Raw genomic sequence first — 16,681 nt, 5'->3', positions numbered from 1 at the left:
GCTCGCGTGCGGTCGGCCTGGTCATGCGCCTCTTCCTGAGCCGTTCGCTTCGGCGGCGCGCTGGTAGATGTCGGGGATGCCGTCGGCGTCGGCATCCAGCGTCTCCTCCTCGTACAGGTGCTTGTACACCGTGTTGCGACGGCGCAGGAACAGCGCGGCGAGTGCGGCAGCGGTCACGGAGCCGACGAGGACGGCTGCCTTGATCTGTTCGGTGACGGCCTGGCCGGGGAAGGCGAGTTCGCCGATGAGGAGGGCGACGGTGAAGCCGATGCCGGCGAGGACGGCGAGGCCGAGGACGTCGGCCCAGGCGAGGTCAGGGTTGAGGCGGGCGCGGGTGTAGCGGGCGGCGAGGTAGGTGCCGCCGAACACGCCGAGGATCTTCCCGGCGACCAGGCCGATGACGACGCCCAGCGGCTCGGGCCGGGTGAACACGTCCGCGAGGGCGCCGGCCGAGACGGTGACGCCGGCGGCGAAGAGTGCGAAGAGGGGGACGGCCACCCCGGCGGAGAAGGGGTGGACGAGGTGGGAGACCCGGGCGGCGGGGGAGGCTTCCTCACCCTTGTCGAGGGTGGTGCGCAGGATCAGGCCCATGGCGACGCCGGCGACGGTGGCGTGGACGCCGCTGTTGTACATCAGGGCCCAGATGGCGAGGCCGAGCGGGACGTACCACCACCAGCCGCGCACCCGGAAGCGCTGGAGGGCGTAGAAGAGGGCGAGGCCGGCGAAGGCGCCGCCCAGGGCCCAGAAGTTGAGGTCGCTGGTGAAGAAGATCGCGATGATGAGGATGGCGCCGAGGTCGTCGACGACGGCGAGGGTGAGGAGGAAGGCGCGCAGGGCGGCCGGCAGGTGGGTGCTGATCACGGCGAGGACTGCGAGGGCGAAGGCGATGTCGGTGGCCATGGGCACGGCCCAGCCGTCGAGGCTGCCGCCGCCGATGCCGGCGGTCAGCGCGTAGAGGGCGGCGGGGACGGCCATGCCGCACAGGGCGGCGACCACCGGAAGAGCGGCCGTGGCCGGGGTGCGGAGCTCGCCGACGACGAGTTCTCGTTTGAGTTCGATGCCCGCGACGAGGAAGAAGACGGCCAGGAGGCCGTCGGCGGTCCAGTGGCCGACGGAGAGGTCCAGGCCGAGGGCGGGTATGCCGAAGTGGAAGTCGCGTATCTGCTGGTACACGTCTCCGAGCGGGCTGTTGGCCCAGACGAGGGCGATGACCGCGGCGGCCAGGAGCACGAGTCCGCCGATGGTCTCGGTGCGCAGGGCCTCGGCGATGGCGCGGCGTTCGGGCCAGGGCAGCAGGCCCAGGAACGGGGAGCGGTCGGGCGGCGGGGTGGCGGTCATGGCGGGGGAACCTCCGGGGCGTCGGCGGCATTGCGGGCACACGGCCCCAAGGACGCCGACCAGACTTCCCGGCACACCCCGCGTCCGCCTGCTGGTGCAGCGAGCGTTTTGACGCGTTCTTTACACCCTATCGGGGTGCGTGGGATGTCGCCAGGGGGCTTTGACGTGCGGTGATGATGTTCGGGACACGGGAGAGGGCCCGTACCCGCCCAAAGGCGCGAGGGTGGGTACGGGCCCTCAAAGGGGCCGGGCCGCCGGGGGGACGGTCAGACGGTGGTCTTCACCGGCTCCTGGTCTTCGTCCTCGTCGGCGTCCGTGTCGAGGCCGGCGTCGCGGCGGCGGACGAAGTCGAGGAAGTTGTTCAGCTCCCGCTTGACGACGGGGGCCAGCAGGTACAGGCCGATGATGTTGATGACGGCGAGCATGAAGAGCACCGCGTCGGCCATGTCGATCAGGGTCTGCAGGGTCAGCAGGGAGCCGGCCACGGCGACGAGGGTGTACATGACCTTGAAGGTGACCTCGCTGGCCTTGCTGCGGCCGAACAGGTGCGTCCAGGCCTTCATGCAGTAGTAGCCCCAGGTCAGCACCGTGGAGATGGCGAACAGCATGACCGCGATGGTCAGGATGTACGGGAACCAGGGCAGGACGGTGGCGAAGGCGTCGGAGGTGATCGTCACGCCGCCGATGGAGTCGCCGCCCTTGCGGACCTCGGCGTAGCTGGCCGGGTTGGCGATCACGATCGTCAGCGCGGTCATGGTGCAGATGACCACGGTGTCGATGAACGGCTCCAGCAGGGCGACCAGGCCCTCACTGGCGGGGTGCTTGGTCTTGACCGCGGAGTGGGCGATCGGGGCGGAGCCGAGACCGGCCTCGTTGGAGAACGCGGCCCGCTTGAAGCCGATGATCAGCGCGCCCAGGACACCACCGGCGACGCCCTGCGGGTTGAACGCGCCCTCGATGATCGTGGAGATCGCGGACGGCACGGCGGAGACGTTGACGGCGATGACGACGAGGCAGGCGGCGATGTAGATGCCGGCCATGGCCGGGACCAGCTTGCTGGTGACGGAGGCGATCGAGCGGATGCCTCCCAAGAGCACGATGCCGACCAGGGCGGCGGTCAGGATGCCGAAGAACAGCGCGCCGGCCGAGGAGCCGAGCATGCCGGACTCGCCGCCGGTGACGGAGACCAGCTGGGCGTAGGACTGGTTGACCTGGAAGAGGTTGCCGCCGAAGAGGCCGAAGAACAGCACGAACGCGGAGGCCAGGACGGCGAGGATCTTGCCGAGGGTCTTGCCGCGGGCGCCGAAGCGCTCGGTGAGGCCCTTGGGCAGGTAGTGCATCGGGCCGCCGGAGACGGATCCGTCGGCGTGCACCTCGCGGTACTTCACACCGAGGGTGACCTCGACGAACTTCGTGGCCATGCCGAGCAGACCGCAGAGGATCATCCAGAAGGTCGCCCCGGGGCCGCCGATGGACACGGCGACCGCGACACCGGCGATGTTGCCCAGACCGACGGTGCCGGAGACGGCGGCGGTCAGCGCCTGGAAGTGGTTGACCTCGCCGGTCGACCCCTTCTCGTCGTACTTGCCGCGCACCACGTTCACCGCGAGCTTGAACTTGCGTATCTGCACGCCCCCGAACCAGGCGGTGAAGACCAGACCGGCGACGACCAACCAGGCGACGATCAACGGGAGTTGCGTGCCGCCCACGGGGACGGAGTAGAAGACGACTTCGCCGAGCCACTTGGCTATGGGCTCGAAGAATCCGCTGACCGCCTCGTCGACGGAGGTGGTGATGGAGTCGAGTGACATCTGAGAGAACCTCGATGGCGCAGGACCGGCGCAGTGCGGTGCGTCGGTGGCAGATGCGGGCTTTGAGCGAACGCCGTTGCCCGATCGGCGACCCGTGGCGCCGCCGGTTCCGCGGACTCGGACCGGGGAAGGCGCCTTGGTCGTGCTGGTGGTGCTGCCGGTGCGTGCCGGCGGTCCTTACTCCGGCGAGGGGTGGGCCGAAGCGGAGTTGCGCATTCTTATTTACGCGCTCTTTAGTGACACAGGTCACGCGGGTGATCGGTTTGGGGCATATACGCAGGTTTGGTGATCCGATCGTTATCCGGATCTGAGGTTCTCCTGAGCGGACGCGGCGTCGGCGCGACCGGTCGGTGCACCGCAGAGACAATCAAACCTTCGCCGAGCTCAGCTGACCCGCCCGGTCCGCCACGTCGCCGTGCCGAGCACCAGGGCTCCCGCCACCGCCAGTGCACCGCCGGCCGCCGTGCACACCAGCGTCGTGTCCGGCGAAGCGCCGGCCAGCCGGGGTACGGCGTTGACCGGCACGGTCGCGTAGATCAAGAGCAGGGCCGCACCCCGGGCCCGGACCGGCGCCAGGCGGGCCCGCAGACGGTACGGAACCCGGTCGGCGACCATCGCCAGACCGGCGGGAAGCAGGGTCAGGGAGAACACGATCAGGCCGGTCCACTGCCACTTCACGGGGGCGGTCCTTCTGCGGGTACGGGATGGGTGGGGGTGGTCAGCCGCGGCGAGGGCCTGAGACGATCATGACGAGCCCCGTGAGCAGGAGCGACAGCCCGATGACCAGGGGAGGGAAGCCGGGTCCGGGGAGCACGTAGAAGGCTGCGCCGGCCAGGCTCAACGGAACGCCGAGGACGGTCAGGAACATCCCGATTCGTCTCTCGGATGGCATGTTCGGGCGTCGTCGCATCGCAGCGTTCCTCCGGGGATCGGACTGTTCGAGGGCACCGAGGCCCCAAGGAGACGCCGACCAGACTTCCCGGCACACCACGCGCCGGATGCCGGCGCGTCGGCCGCACGTTACAGGCACCTGCACGTCACGGGCCAGGGGAACCGTCGGCAGCGTGGGCCTCGTAAATCTGCCGCTAGGAACTCGTCAACACACCGTGAGGGGCCTGTAAAGTCCGCGGTGGCGTGCCGGGAAGTCTGGTCGGCGATCAGGGGACAACTCTCTTCGCAGATCGGGGCCTTTCGTCATGGTGCTCGTCGCTGTCTTCGGTGTCGCACTGCTCGTCGCGGTGCTGCTGTCCGGGCTCGCCGCCCGGACCGTGCTCTCCACATCGCTGCTGTTCCTGCTCGGCGGAGCACTGGTCAGTGACGGTTTCCTCGGACTGATCCACATCACGGCCGACAGCGAGATCGTCGCCGTGACCGCCGATCTCGCGCTGTTCGCCGTGCTGTTCACCGACGGGATGCACGTCTCGTTCCCCAAGCTTCGGGAGAACTGGAAGAACCCGGCCCGCGCGCTGGGGCTGGGGATGCCGCTCGCCATGGTCGGCATGGCGCTGATCACGCACTACCTGGTGGGCCTGGACTGGACGACGTCCTTCCTCGTGGGTGCCGTTCTGGCGCCGACCGACCCCGTGTTCGCCTCCGCGATCGTAGGGCGCAAGGAGGTCCCGGCGAAGCTACGGCAGTTGCTGAACGTGGAGAGCGGCATCAACGACGGCCTCGCCCTGCCCGTGGTGCTGATCCTCATCGCCGCCGCCGGACCCACGTCGGCCCAGGCGGAGGCCTCGCTCGGCATGATCAGCCTGGAGCTGGCGCTGGGCCTGGTCTTCGGGATCGTGCTGCCGCTGGCGGTATCCGCCCTGATCCGGTTCCGGCTGCTGGGCGCCGAGCAGAAACTCCAGCCGCTGCTGCCGCTGGCCACGGGGATCATCCTCTACGGGCTGTGCCACCTGACCCACGCCAACCCCTACCTCGCCGCCTTCTCCGCCGGCGCCGTCTTCACCGCGGTCTCGCCGCAGGCCAAGACCGCCTTCGAGCCCCTGGGAGAGGCCCTGGCGGAACTGGCCAAGTTCGCCGCGCTGCTCGTGTTCGGCGCTCTGCTCACCCCGCAGCTGTTCGGGGACCTCTCCCTCGGCGGGTACGTGGCGGTGGTGCTGGCGATCGTGCTCATCCGCCCCGCCTCCCTGCTCCTCTCGCTGATCGGCACCGGGTTCGAGCGGCGGCAGAAGCTGGTGGCGGCCTGGTTCGGCCCCAAGGGCTTCGCCTCGGTGGTCTACGGCCTGCTGGTCCTCCAGGCCGGCATTCCTCAGGGCCAGCAGGCCTACACGCTGATCGCCGTCTGCATCGCCTTCTCGATCATCGCCCACAGCAGCACCGACGTGCCCATCGCCCGCCTCTTCCACGTCGACGAGGACAGCGACATCGCAGTCGGCGAGCCGCTTCCGGCCGGGCAGGCGTCATGACCGGGAAGAACGCCGGGCGGGGCCGGAAGCGCGGGTATCCCGTTGGCATGAGCTGCGGACCGGCCCCGTTCGGGCTGAGGAACCCGAACACCTCGCCGGGCGTGACTCAGGTCCAGCCCGTCCAGGGCCAGGACACGACCGGCACAGGGTATGCATGTTCTGTCCCGGCTCATCCGGGTATGTCGATGGTGAGGTCCCCTGAGGGAGGCTGATTCGATGCCGTGGTTCGTATGGCTGCTCGCCGCCGCGGCACTGGGTGTCGCGGAGTTCTTCACCCTGACGCTCGTCCTCGGGCTGCTGGCGGGTGCCGCGCTGGTCGCCGCCGTGGTTGCCGGCCTGGGAATGGGCCTCCTCGCCCAGCTCGTGGCGCTGGGGGTGGCAGCGGCAGCGGGCCTCGTCATCGTCCGTCCTGTCGCGGTGCGGCACATGGCACAGGCACCCCTCTCCCGTGAGGGAAGCGATGCACTGATCGGCAGGCGGGCCGAGGTGATGCAGGAAGTCACCGCCAGCAGCGGCCTGATCAGAGTCTCCGGTGAGGACTGGTCCGCTCGGGCGCTGGACGAGAGCCAGGTAATCCCCGTGGGAGCGCTGGTGGAGGTCATGGAGATCGAAGGCGCTACTGCTGTCGTCTACCCCCGCGAGCTCCTTCCCTGAACGGCTGGACCATCCCGAGGGAGGAATTGTGGATCCTGTTGTCATCCCGGTTCTCGTGGCGGCGATCGTTGTCGTCTTCCTCGTGGCCGCCACGGTGCGGATCGTCCCGCAGGCGCGTCGCTACAACATCGAGCGGTTCGGCCGGTACCGGCGGACGCTGCAGCCCGGCCTGAACTTCGTGGTGCCGGTGGCCGACCGCGTCAACACCAAACTCGACGTGCGCGAGCAGGTGTACTCCTCCGCCCCCAAGCCGGTGATCACCGAGGACAACCTCGTGGTGAACATCGACACCGTGCTCTACTACCAGATCACCGACCCCCGAGCGGCGGCCTACGAGGTCGCCGACTACCTGCAGGCAATCGATCAGCTCACCGTGACCACGCTGCGGAACGTCATCGGGTCGATGGACCTTGAAGAGACGCTCACCTCACGCGAGGAGATCAACGCCCGCCTCCGGGCCGTCCTCGACGACGCCACCGGCAAGTGGGGCATCCGGGTCAACCGCGTCGAGATCAAGGAAATCGATCCGCCGAACACCATCAAGGAGGCGATGGAGAAGCAGATGCGGGCCGAGCGTGACAAGCGCGCGGCCATCCTGCACGCCGAAGGGGAGCGGCAGGCCAAGATCCTTACCGCAGAGGGCACGAAGCAGAAGGACATCCTTGAAGCACAGGGCACGCAGCAAGCCATGATCCTGCGGGCGGACGGCGAGGCGAAGGCCGTGGAACGCGTCTTCCAAGCCGTTCACCGCAACAACGCCGACCCAAAGATCCTGGCTTACAAGTATCTGGAGACGCTGCCGCATCTCGCGAAGAGCGACAACAACACGTTCTGGGTGATCCCGGGCGAGCTGACCGAGGCAGTTCGCGCCGTTACCCACGCGTTCGGCGATCAGTCGACGATGGGGCTTCCCGCGTCCGCGCAACCGGAGGACGCGACCACCCGCGATACCGGCGCCGCGTGGGACGAAGCCGGGGCTCCGGAGCTGGCGGCGGGCCTGCCGTCTTCACTCGACGCAGCCGCGGCCGCCGATGAGGTCGCAAAGCAGGCCGCCGAGGTGGTGAGCGACGCGAAGGCCGAGGCCGAAGCCGCGTCCGCGAGGGCGTCTCAGGTGCCGGGCCGGGGAAAGACCTCCGGCGGCTAAGCACCCACGGCATCCTGACGCTGGCGAAGTACGGCGGTCTGGCCAGGACCCTCCGACACCTCGCTGAGCATCTGGGCTGCGATCGCCCGGTCGGGCCATCCGGCTCCGGCCGCCACCACTGACTCCCCAGCCTGCGTCCGACTCCCGCCACCAAGCCCATTGCCGACCGTCGGCAAGATAATGCCAACTATCTTGCCGACGGATCACATAAGGGCTTGCCTCGCATTCGACTACGCTCCCGAACAGCCGTAGCCGCCACTCTCGATGCTGGCTTCCAATTCCTGCGAGGCCTCCCTTTTGCGCGCCCCCTTGGCTTCTTGTGGCCACCTTGGGATTACTGTCTCTCGACGCGCAATTGACGAGTGTTTTCAAGGCCCACTGGGGAGTCCAGGAAAACGCTCGGACCTCCACCCAGTGGACGGCTTCTCCGATCTGCGGCGTTCACCTGCATGTTTCCTCCCGTATGACCCTCAGGGAGATCGCGTTCTTTCCGGGAACCAACACCACGGAGCAAGTGATAAAGGTCACTCCACATTGCGGAACGCAATGATCTCTTGCGTTACGGATCTCCTTTATGTCCAATTTACTTGCCTATAGATTTCTGGTTCTGCGCCACTGCCTTGTGGTGCTGTTTTTGAGAGACCGAGGAATCGATGAGGGTTCAATCGTTCGCGCCCAAGTGGCGCGAGCGGCCTTGGTCCGGGGGGAGCAGCCGGTATATAGCCGGTTCCATTGCCCTGGCCATGGCCGTCACTTTGCTGGACGGCACCAGCGCGGCGTTCGCCGCGTCCCTGGACCGCGCCAAGCCCGCCGCAGCACCGAAGACCTACGCCACGCAGGCCGCCGACATCGCGTCCGCCCGCGTCGCCGCCCGCCTGTCGGGCAAGCGGGTCGAGGCGCTGTCGGAGCGCACCGAGACGTCCACCACGTGGGTGAACAAGGACGGCTCGCTCACCACGGAGATCACCGCCGGGGCGTCCCGGTACCGGGACGACAGCGGCCAGTGGCGCGATGTGGACCTGGACCTGGTGGCCGGCTCGAACGGGGTGGTGGAGCCCAAGGCGCATCCGCACGGGCTGAAGCTGGCCGGCCAGTCGGGCAAGCGCGCCGCCTCCCTGGCCGCCGCTCAGGCGGACAAGGCCGTCGACCTGGTCACCCTCGGTGAGGGCGACCAGCAGATCACCCTGCAGTGGAAGGGCGGTCTGCCCGCCCCGGTGCTGGAGGGCACGAAGGCCACCTACCCCGAGGCCGTGCCCGGCGCGGACGTGGTCGTCGAGGCGACCCGTACCGGCTTCGAGCAGTTCGTGGAGCTCAAGAAGCGGCCCTCCGCAGCCGGCTTCTCGTACACGCTTCCGCTGAAGGCCAAGGGCCTGAAGGCCACGCAGCAGGCCGACGGCAGCGTCGTCTTCACGGACAAGAAGTCCAAGAAGACCGCGGTGATGCCCGCTCCCGTGATGTGGGACGCCACCGTGGACCCGGTCTCGGGCGAGCACACCCGCCGGGTCAAGGTCGACATGAAGGTGGTCCAGAAGGGCTCCTCCATCGACCTCGTCGTCACCCCGGACGCGAAGTTCCTCGCGGACCCCAAGACGAAGTACCCGGTCACGGTCGACCCCTCGACCTCGTCCCTGTCGAACGTCTTCGACACCTACGTGCAGCAGGGCGAGACGGTGGACTGGTCCACCGACACCGAGCTGGACCTGGGCAACCCGGGTACGAAGAACGCCGACGGCACCTACCGCACCGCGCGTTCCTTCATCTCCTGGAACACCGCGCCGATCGCCGACGCGCTGGTGATGGACGCCAAGCTGTCGCTGTGGAACTTCCACTCCGGCAACTACACCGGCACCTCCTGCCCCAATCAGCCGTGGGACGTGTGGTCCACCGGCGCGGCGACCACCTCCTCGCGGTGGACGGCCCAGCCGTCGTGGATCGCGAAGAAGGCCACCTCCTCCGAGACCAGGGGCAACTCCTCCTGCTCGACGCAGCCGGACGGCTGGATCAACGCCAACGTCACGACGATGGTGCAGGAGTGGGCGTCGGCCAAGGCTGCCAAGTCCAACATGGGCCTGCGCGCGGCGGACGAGACCATCACGGGGCAGTGGAAGCGGGTCAACTCCGCCAACGCCGCCACGAACGTGCCGAAGCTGACGGTCACCTACAACTACCGGCCGCGCACCGGCACCAAGCAGGAGGCCGGCGCGCCGTTCTTCTCCTACAACGGCGCCTACGTGGTCAACAGCGTGACGCCCACGCTGCGCGACACGTTCGTCGACCCCAACGGTGACACGATCCAGGGCGCGTACCAGATCTTCGACACCGCCACCAACACCCAGGTCGGCGCCGTCCTGCGCTCGGCGTTCGTCCCGTCCGGCCAGCCCGCCCCGGTCGTCGTACCGGCCGGCGTGCTGACCAACGGCAAGACGTACCAGTTCCGCAGCAGCCCGTACGACGGCACGCACTACAACCTGGGCTGGTCGGAGTGGAAGACCTTCACGGTCGACACCTCCGCTCCGTCCGCGCCCGCGGGCATCACCTCCACGGACTACCCCTCGACCTCTTGGGTCAAGGGCCAGGGCCAGCCGGGTGTCTTCACCGTCACCCCGCCCGCGGCCGACCACAACTGGCTTGAGTGGTCCCTGGACGGCGTGACCTGGACGAAGGTCGCCACCGGCGGATCCTCCGCCGCCAAGGCCATCACCGTCACCCCGCCGAAGGACGGCACGCACACCCTCCAGGTGCGCTCGGTGGACAAGGCCGACAACAAGTCCGAGCCCCTCGGCTACACCTTCCACGCCGGCCCGGGCGGATTCGTCGAGCCGAACAGCGGCACGCGCACCGCGCGCCGCCTGCCGCTGGTCGCCGAGGCCGACGGCGGCAAGTACGACAAGGTGTCCTTCTCCTGGCGCCGTTCCGAGGCCGACCCGTGGGTGCAGATCCCGGCCGGCGACGTGACGGCCGGCGGTACGGCCCTGACGGCGTGGCCGGTGAACCTGACCGCGGGCAAGAACGCCCCGCTGGTGTGGAACGCCACCGACACCGTCAACCCCGACGGCACCGTGCAGATCAAGGCCGACTTCACCGGCCCGAACTCCGCGACCGGCGCCACCCAGCCGCTCGAGGTCGTCGTCAACCGCGACGGTGACGACGCCGCCGGCACCGAGGTGGGCCCCGGCTCCCTCAACCTGCTGACCGGTGACTACACCCTTTCCGGCAAGGACGCCGCCGCGTTCGGCATGTCGGTCGTCCGTACGGCTTCCTCCCGCGACCCGCAGGCCGCGTCGAAGCTCATGGGCGCCGACGGTGGCCAGGCCGCGATCTTCGGCAAGGAGTGGCTGTACGGCGCCTCCGGCAGCCAGGTCAGCTCCCCGTACGGCGGTCTGGTCAAGACCTCCGACACCTCGCTGAGCATCTCCGTCATCGGCGACGACACGCGGTACCACTTCACCGCGAACAAGGACAAGACCGGCTGGATCCCCGAGGCCTGGCTGTCCGACTACACCCTCACCGGCTCGTTCACCGGCAACTTCACGCTGCGCGACGGCGAGGGCCGCGTCACCACCTTCGTCCCGGTCCCGGGCACCTCGCCCCAGGCCTGGCGCGCGTCGACCGTCTACATCGACGGTCTGACGAACTCCACCACCACCACGGTGTGGGAGAACACCACCGTCGCCGGCAAGCCCGCGGTCCGGCCGAAGAAGATCATCGCGCCGACCTCCGCGGTCAACGGCACGACCTGTGAGGCCGACTCCACCACCCGCGGCTGCCGCGTGCTGGAGTTCGTCTACGCGACCGCTACCACCGCCACCGGCTACTCCACGGCCGCCGACTTCGGTGACTTCGCGGGCCAGGTCAAGGAGATCAAGCTCTGGTCCACCGAGCCCGGCGCCACCGCGGCCACGTCGAAGGCGGTCGCCGCGTACCGCTACGACGCGGGCGGCAAGCTGCGCCAGCAGTGGAACCCGCAGCTGTCGCAGGGCACGCAGACGCAGTACTCCTACGACGCGGCCGGCCGCGTGAACTCGCTGGCTCCGAGCACCGAGCTGCCGTGGAACTTCACCTACGGCAAGGCGGGCAACTCCGCCACCGCCGGTGAGGGCATGCTGCTGAAGGCCGAGCGCGCCACCCTCACCCCGGGCAGCGCGACCCAGACCAACGGCACCGCCACCACCAGCATCGTCTACGACGTGCCGCTGACCGGCACCACCGCCCCGTACAAGATGGGCGCGGCCGACGTGAAGGCCTGGGGCCAGACCGGTCCTCCGACCGACGCCACCGCCGTGTTCCCCGCCGACTCCGTCCCCGCCGCGAACACCGGCTCGGGTCTGGGCGCCGGCGACTACCAGCGGGCCAGCATCCACTACCTGGGTGCCTCCGGCCAGCCGGTGAACACCGCCCAGCCCGGCGGCCACATCAGCACCATCGAGTACGACCGCTACGGCAACACCGTCCGCCAGCTCTCTGCCGGCAACCGCGCCCGTGCCCTCGGCCTCACCCCGGCCGACCAGGCGCAGCTCGCCGACCTCGGCATCGCCGGCCTGCCCAGCGCCGAGCGCGCCGAGCTGCTGTCGCTGCGCTCGGTCTACAGCACCGACGGCTCCCGCCTGATGGAGGAGCTCCAGCCGCTGCGCCGGGTCGACCTGGCCCGCGCGCTGAGCTCCGGCGGCACTCAGCTGGTCGCCGCCGGCACCTCGGTCACGGCCCGCCCGTGGCTGGTCAACGCGTACGACGAGGGCCGCCCCACGGACGGCTCCGCCAAGGTCGAGGGCCAGCTCACCACGAGCACGTCGGGCGTCCAGGTGCGCGAGCACCCGACGGTCCAGGGTGACCAGAAGGTCGCCAAGACCGAGCTCGACTGGGTCAAGGGCCTGCCGACGAAGTCCATCGAGGACGCCACCGGCAAGGCGCTGACCACCGTCACCGAGTACGACGCCGAAGGCCGTGTCGCTAAGCAGATCCTGCCGGGTGCCACCGCCACCAGCGCCACCACCCGTGTGTCGACCTACTGGTCGGCCACCGGCACCGGCGCCTGCCAGGGCCGCCCCGAGTGGGCGGACCAGCTCTGCCAGGTCGCCCCGGGCGGCACCGTCGCCGGCACCCAGCCGGCCCAGCTGCCCACCACCACCTTCGAGTACGACTTCTTCGGAAGCACCGCGAAGACCACGGACACCGCCAACGGCCAGACCCGCACGGTGACCATCACCTACGACAACGCCGGACGCCCGATCTCCTCCAAGACCACCGGTGGTCTGGGGACGGCCATGCCCGACGCCACCACCGAGTACGACCCGGAGACCGGCAAGGTCCTCAAGACCACCTCGCCGACCGCCGGCACGATCACCCGCGTCTACGACAAGCTGGGCCGCCAGATCTCGTACACCGACGCCGACGGTGGCACCACCACCTCCGAGTACGACAACCTCAACCGCCCGACCAAGGTCAGCGACTCGGTTCCGTCCTCGGTCACGTACACCTACGACCACACCGCCGAACCTCGTGGTCTGGCCACCAAGGTGACCGACTCCGTGGCGGGCGCGTTCGGCGCGACCTACACCGCGGACGGCGACGTCGCCGGCGAGTCGCTCCCGGGCGGCTACACCATGAAGCAGGTCCGCGACGCGGGCGGCGAGGTCACCCTGCGGGCCTACACCCGCGACTCCGACGGCGCCGCCGTCTACAGCGACTCCGTCGCGCGCACCGGCATGGGCCAGGTCTCCCGCCACTCCGGCTGGTCGGACCAGGAGTACACCTACGACACCGCCGGCCGCCTGACCCAGGTCGCCGACACCTCGGAGACGGTGTGCACCCTGCGCACCTACACCTTCGACAGCCGTGCCAACCGCACCGGGCTCACCACAGCGACCGGCACCCCCGGCGCCGACTGCCCGACCACCGGCGGCACCGCCACGAGCAACACCTTCGACAGCGGTGACCGCATCACCAACAGCGGCTACACCTACGACGCCTTCGGCCGCACCACCGCCCTGCCGGGCGGCGCGACCGTCGGCTACTACACCAACGACCTGGTCCGCCAGCAGACCGCCAACGGCTCCCGCCAGACCTGGAACCTGGACGCGGCCCACCGCATCCGCTCCTGGACGGTGGAGACCGGCAGCGGCTCGACCTGGACCCAGACCCAGTCGAAGGTGAACCACTTCGACGGCGACGGCGACACCCCGCGCTGGATCACCGACAACACCACCGGCACCGTCAGCCGCATGGTGGAGTCCCTCGGCGGCCCGCTCGGCGCCATCACCGGCAAGACCGGCCAGACCGTGCTGCAGCTGGCCAACATCCACGGCGACGTGGCCCTCCAGCTGCCGCTCGACACCGCCGTCGCCCCGGTCGCGCTCGACAACGACGAGTACGGCCAGGCCCGCGTCGGCCAGGCCGAGGCCCGCTACGGCTGGCTCGGCCAGAACCAGCGCTCCGCCGAGACGGTCACGTCCACGATCCTGATGGGCGTGCGCCTGTACAACCCGGGCACTGGACGCTTCCTGTCCATCGACCCGGTCTACGGCGGCAACTCCAACGCCTACGAGTACTGCTCGGGCGACCCGGTCAACTGCACCGACCTCGACGGCCGCTTCAGCCGCTCGAAGACCAAGTACTACTCCTGGGGCCGCATCTCCGCCTCCTACTGGGGCCCGAACTGGGGCACCGGCGTCGGCGGCGTCTCCCTCAAGATCGTGGCGAACAAGCGCTGGACGTACCGCATCGGCAGCTACGGCTGGGTGACCTACACCATCGCCGGAGCCGTCCTCGGCCTCCTGGCGTTCCTCTTCCCGCCCGCGGCACCCGTCCTGGGCGTGCTGGCCGCTCTGATCACCATCATCGGAGCGTCCATCCAGTTCATCGCCCAATGGGCGGCCGCACGAGGCCAGTGCCTGCACATCAACGTCGGAGCCAGCGTGTACACCAAGTGGTGGATCCCGCGGTACTCCTTCGGCAGGTACGCCTACCCCTGGCGCGGCGGCTGCTGACCCAGCAGCACCCTGCCTGAGGTGAACCCGTAACCGCGGCCGGGGAACGAGCCCTTCGTTCCCCGGCCGCATCCTCATCCCCGGAGCACCGCATGCCCGTCCACCAGCGCGCAGCCACCACCTTCGCCCTCCTGGCCACCCTCCAAGCCGCCCTCGGCGTCGTCTTCACCACGGCGTTCGACCGCGCCTTCGGCGCGCCCCTGTTCTGGACCGCCACCGGCAGCTTCGCCCTCGCCTGGTACTTCCAGCGCAAGGCGGCGAAGACCCCGTGAACCAGCCCCCCGACGCAGACCGGCCCGCACCTACACTCGCGGGCGTGGACAACACCTTCCGCTGCACCAACTGCGGCACCGTGGGCCTGGAACCCGGCTTCGTCGAAGACGCCGGCCAGCACTCCCGGGGCTACGCCCGCTGGATCCAGGGCGTCCTCGAACTCGGCATGTTCGGCGGCGCCAAGCGCATGGGCAGACCCACCTGGCGCATCGACGCCTTCCGCTGCCCCACCTGCGCCCACCTGGAACTCTTCGCCGGCCACCGCGCCTGAGCAACCGCGCCCGCGCCCTCGGCCACAGCCGAGGGCCACCCGGGCCGCTCGCAGAAGGGCGGCTCCGAGGCCTCATCGGTGAAACGGCGACTCACCGGCCGCCCAGCCCCTCCCAAACCAGGCAACAGATCGCGATGACCAGACACACGTCCGCGATCCATGATCGAGTGAGGCGCTTCTCGACGGGGCGCCGATCTGTGGGGCCACGCCCACCCTTGGGGAGGCGGTCCTGCACCCGCGCGGCCGCCCGGTCACTTGAGCGCACAAACCGGTCGATGAGAGATCCGCCAAACCCGGCCGCGAAGACTTCCTCGCCTCCCCAGGTCCGAAGAACCAACGTGCCACCGCGGCCTGCTTCCGCCGCCTTGATAGCCCTATAGCTTGCGACGTACGTCCGAACCGGGTTGACGACGGTCACCGACCCTTCGCCGAGGAGTACGCGGGAGCACGCTATCCGGCGAGTGAACCAAATGGTCCAACAGATCACCGCGATCCCGATCAGCGACCCGTCACGACCTCGCTCAACAAGGGCAACCCCGGCCGCCGCAGCCCCCAGGAAGGCGGTGCTGGCAAACGAGAGCACTCTGAAGGAAAAGCGGCGCAGGACTCGCCCACCGGAGCCGGCAGGCATCCAACTCTTCATGGCACCTCGAACTCGGATGTCCAAGACCCAGTCGCCCTGGTCAGCCATTGACCAGGGCGAGGCCAGCACAGAGCAGCATTCCTACTGCGCAGCCATCGGCCAGCCAGGCTCGGGTGTAGCGCCGGCCAGTACGGGCGCCACCGGACTGATGCCGACGCTCGACGGCCCAAGACTTGATCTGGTCCACAGCCCGACTGCTGGACCCGACGAAATGGTCCGTGATCGAGCCTGCAAACCCGAACGCTGCTATCTCAGTCCCCTGCGTGGTCGTGATGAGCAGGGTCCCGCCGCTGTCGACCTCCACCTTGGCCACGCAACGAAAGGGGACGTCGTACGTGAGAACCGGATTCACCACCGACACCAGTGCCTCGCGAAGTACGACTCGCGCCCCAGTGATCCGCCGAATGAAGGCGATCCCACCCAGGCACGCGGCCATCACCGTCAGTGCATCCACGTCCCCCCCACCGCCGGGCATGCTCACCCACGCCACGAGGACGAACCCCCCGAGCAGCACCGTGAACAGCGAAGAAAGGGTGACGAAGACCTTCCGGCGCAAAACTTTCCGCTTCCTTCCCCTCACCGGACCTCCGCACTCGACAGACCCTGGCCGGCCACTGTCAGAGGGTCAGCGCGAGAATGAGTGAAAGGACAGCCAATCCCGCCGGGACATCTGACGTCCAGCAGCGACGGAATCGTACGACAGCAGTTGCCTCTGAAACACCGCATCTGTTGCGCACGCGGTCGCGAACTCGCTCGGCGGCCTTCGGTGTCGTCTTGAACACGAGGTCGATGAGTGACCCTCCGAACGCGAACGAGGAGACTTCCGTCAGGTCGTCGGTCACGATCGTGAGTCCGCCCCGAGGGTCGGCACCAACATGCCTCACCAACTCGTAAGGGATCACATGGGAACGGACCAGATTATCCACCTTGAGTGCATCGGGCAGAAGTAGTATCCGGCAACTGCCGATCCTCCTCAGGAGGCAAGCGAGCCCCAATGCGAGAGCGATCAGGGGCAGGGTCTCGCCGTATCCACCCCGCCGCCAGGCAGAGGGCAGCGCCGCGCCCGTCAGCAGCCAGATCAGCGCGATGCCACCCCAACTGAGAATCGGCCACGATACTCGGCGAAGAACTCGCCGCTCCGACCTGATCA

11 protein-coding genes are annotated in these 16,681 nt (G+C 68.9%); 6 read left to right on the top strand and 5 right to left on the bottom strand.

The window, feature by feature from the left end:
* Nucleotides 1–21 precede the first annotated feature (21 nt).
* From nhaA to ACIQUR_RS06005, 3 genes are all read right to left on the bottom strand, one after another.
* Nucleotides 22–1,338, bottom strand: a complete 1,317-nt coding sequence (nhaA, locus tag ACIQUR_RS06015; RefSeq protein WP_403658963.1) for a Na+/H+ antiporter NhaA — start codon at nt 1,336–1,338, stop codon at nt 22–24.
* A 266-nt stretch (nt 1,339–1,604) separates the two neighbouring features.
* Complete coding sequence (locus tag ACIQUR_RS06010) at nt 1,605–3,149, bottom strand: alanine/glycine:cation symporter family protein (protein ID WP_403658960.1); 1,545 nt, start codon at nt 3,147–3,149, stop codon at nt 1,605–1,607.
* A 384-nt stretch (nt 3,150–3,533) separates the two neighbouring features.
* Complete coding sequence (locus tag ACIQUR_RS06005; protein WP_403658956.1) at nt 3,534–3,827, bottom strand: hypothetical protein; 294 nt, start codon at nt 3,825–3,827, stop codon at nt 3,534–3,536.
* A gap of 518 nt (nt 3,828–4,345) precedes the next feature.
* On the opposite strand from ACIQUR_RS06005, the gene ACIQUR_RS06000 reads away from it, so the two are divergent.
* From ACIQUR_RS06000 to ACIQUR_RS05975, 6 genes are all read left to right on the top strand, one after another.
* Nucleotides 4,346–5,563 carry a cation:proton antiporter gene (locus tag ACIQUR_RS06000; protein WP_403658953.1) on the top strand — a complete coding sequence of 406 codons (1,218 nt, stop codon included), beginning with the start codon at nt 4,346–4,348 and terminating at the stop codon, nt 5,561–5,563.
* Between the two features lie 216 nt (nt 5,564–5,779).
* A complete protein-coding gene (locus ACIQUR_RS05995; RefSeq protein ID WP_403658950.1) occupies nt 5,780–6,217 on the top strand; it encodes an NfeD family protein in 438 nt (145 codons plus the stop codon).
* A 28-nt stretch (nt 6,218–6,245) separates the two neighbouring features.
* Nucleotides 6,246–7,361, top strand: coding sequence for an SPFH domain-containing protein (locus tag ACIQUR_RS05990; RefSeq protein ID WP_403658947.1), 1,116 nt, complete (start codon nt 6,246–6,248; stop codon nt 7,359–7,361).
* Between the two features lie 743 nt (nt 7,362–8,104).
* Nucleotides 8,105–14,344, top strand: a complete 6,240-nt coding sequence (locus ACIQUR_RS05985) for a DNRLRE domain-containing protein (protein ID WP_403658944.1) — start codon at nt 8,105–8,107, stop codon at nt 14,342–14,344.
* A gap of 92 nt (nt 14,345–14,436) precedes the next feature.
* Nucleotides 14,437–14,616 (top strand): hypothetical protein, encoded by a 180-nt coding sequence (locus tag ACIQUR_RS05980; protein ID WP_403658941.1) that lies wholly within the window; start codon nt 14,437–14,439, stop codon nt 14,614–14,616.
* A gap of 44 nt (nt 14,617–14,660) precedes the next feature.
* Nucleotides 14,661–14,888, top strand: coding sequence for a hypothetical protein (locus tag ACIQUR_RS05975; protein WP_403658939.1), 228 nt, complete (start codon nt 14,661–14,663; stop codon nt 14,886–14,888).
* A gap of 683 nt (nt 14,889–15,571) precedes the next feature.
* Here ACIQUR_RS05975 and ACIQUR_RS05970 read toward each other — a convergent pair.
* Nucleotides 15,572–16,087: a hypothetical protein gene (locus ACIQUR_RS05970; RefSeq protein WP_403658936.1), complete on the bottom strand. Its 516-nt coding sequence runs from the start codon at nt 16,085–16,087 to the stop codon at nt 15,572–15,574.
* A gap of 61 nt (nt 16,088–16,148) precedes the next feature.
* Nucleotides 16,149–16,373, bottom strand: a complete 225-nt coding sequence (locus ACIQUR_RS05965) for a hypothetical protein (protein WP_403658933.1) — start codon at nt 16,371–16,373, stop codon at nt 16,149–16,151.
* Between the last annotated feature and the right edge of the window lie 308 nt (nt 16,374–16,681).

The sequence above is a fragment of the Streptomyces sp. NPDC101132 genome, from assembly GCF_044759225.1.
Taxonomy (GTDB): Bacteria; Actinomycetota; Actinomycetes; order Streptomycetales; family Streptomycetaceae; genus Streptomyces.
This window is presented reverse-complemented; position numbering and strand designations above follow the sequence as displayed.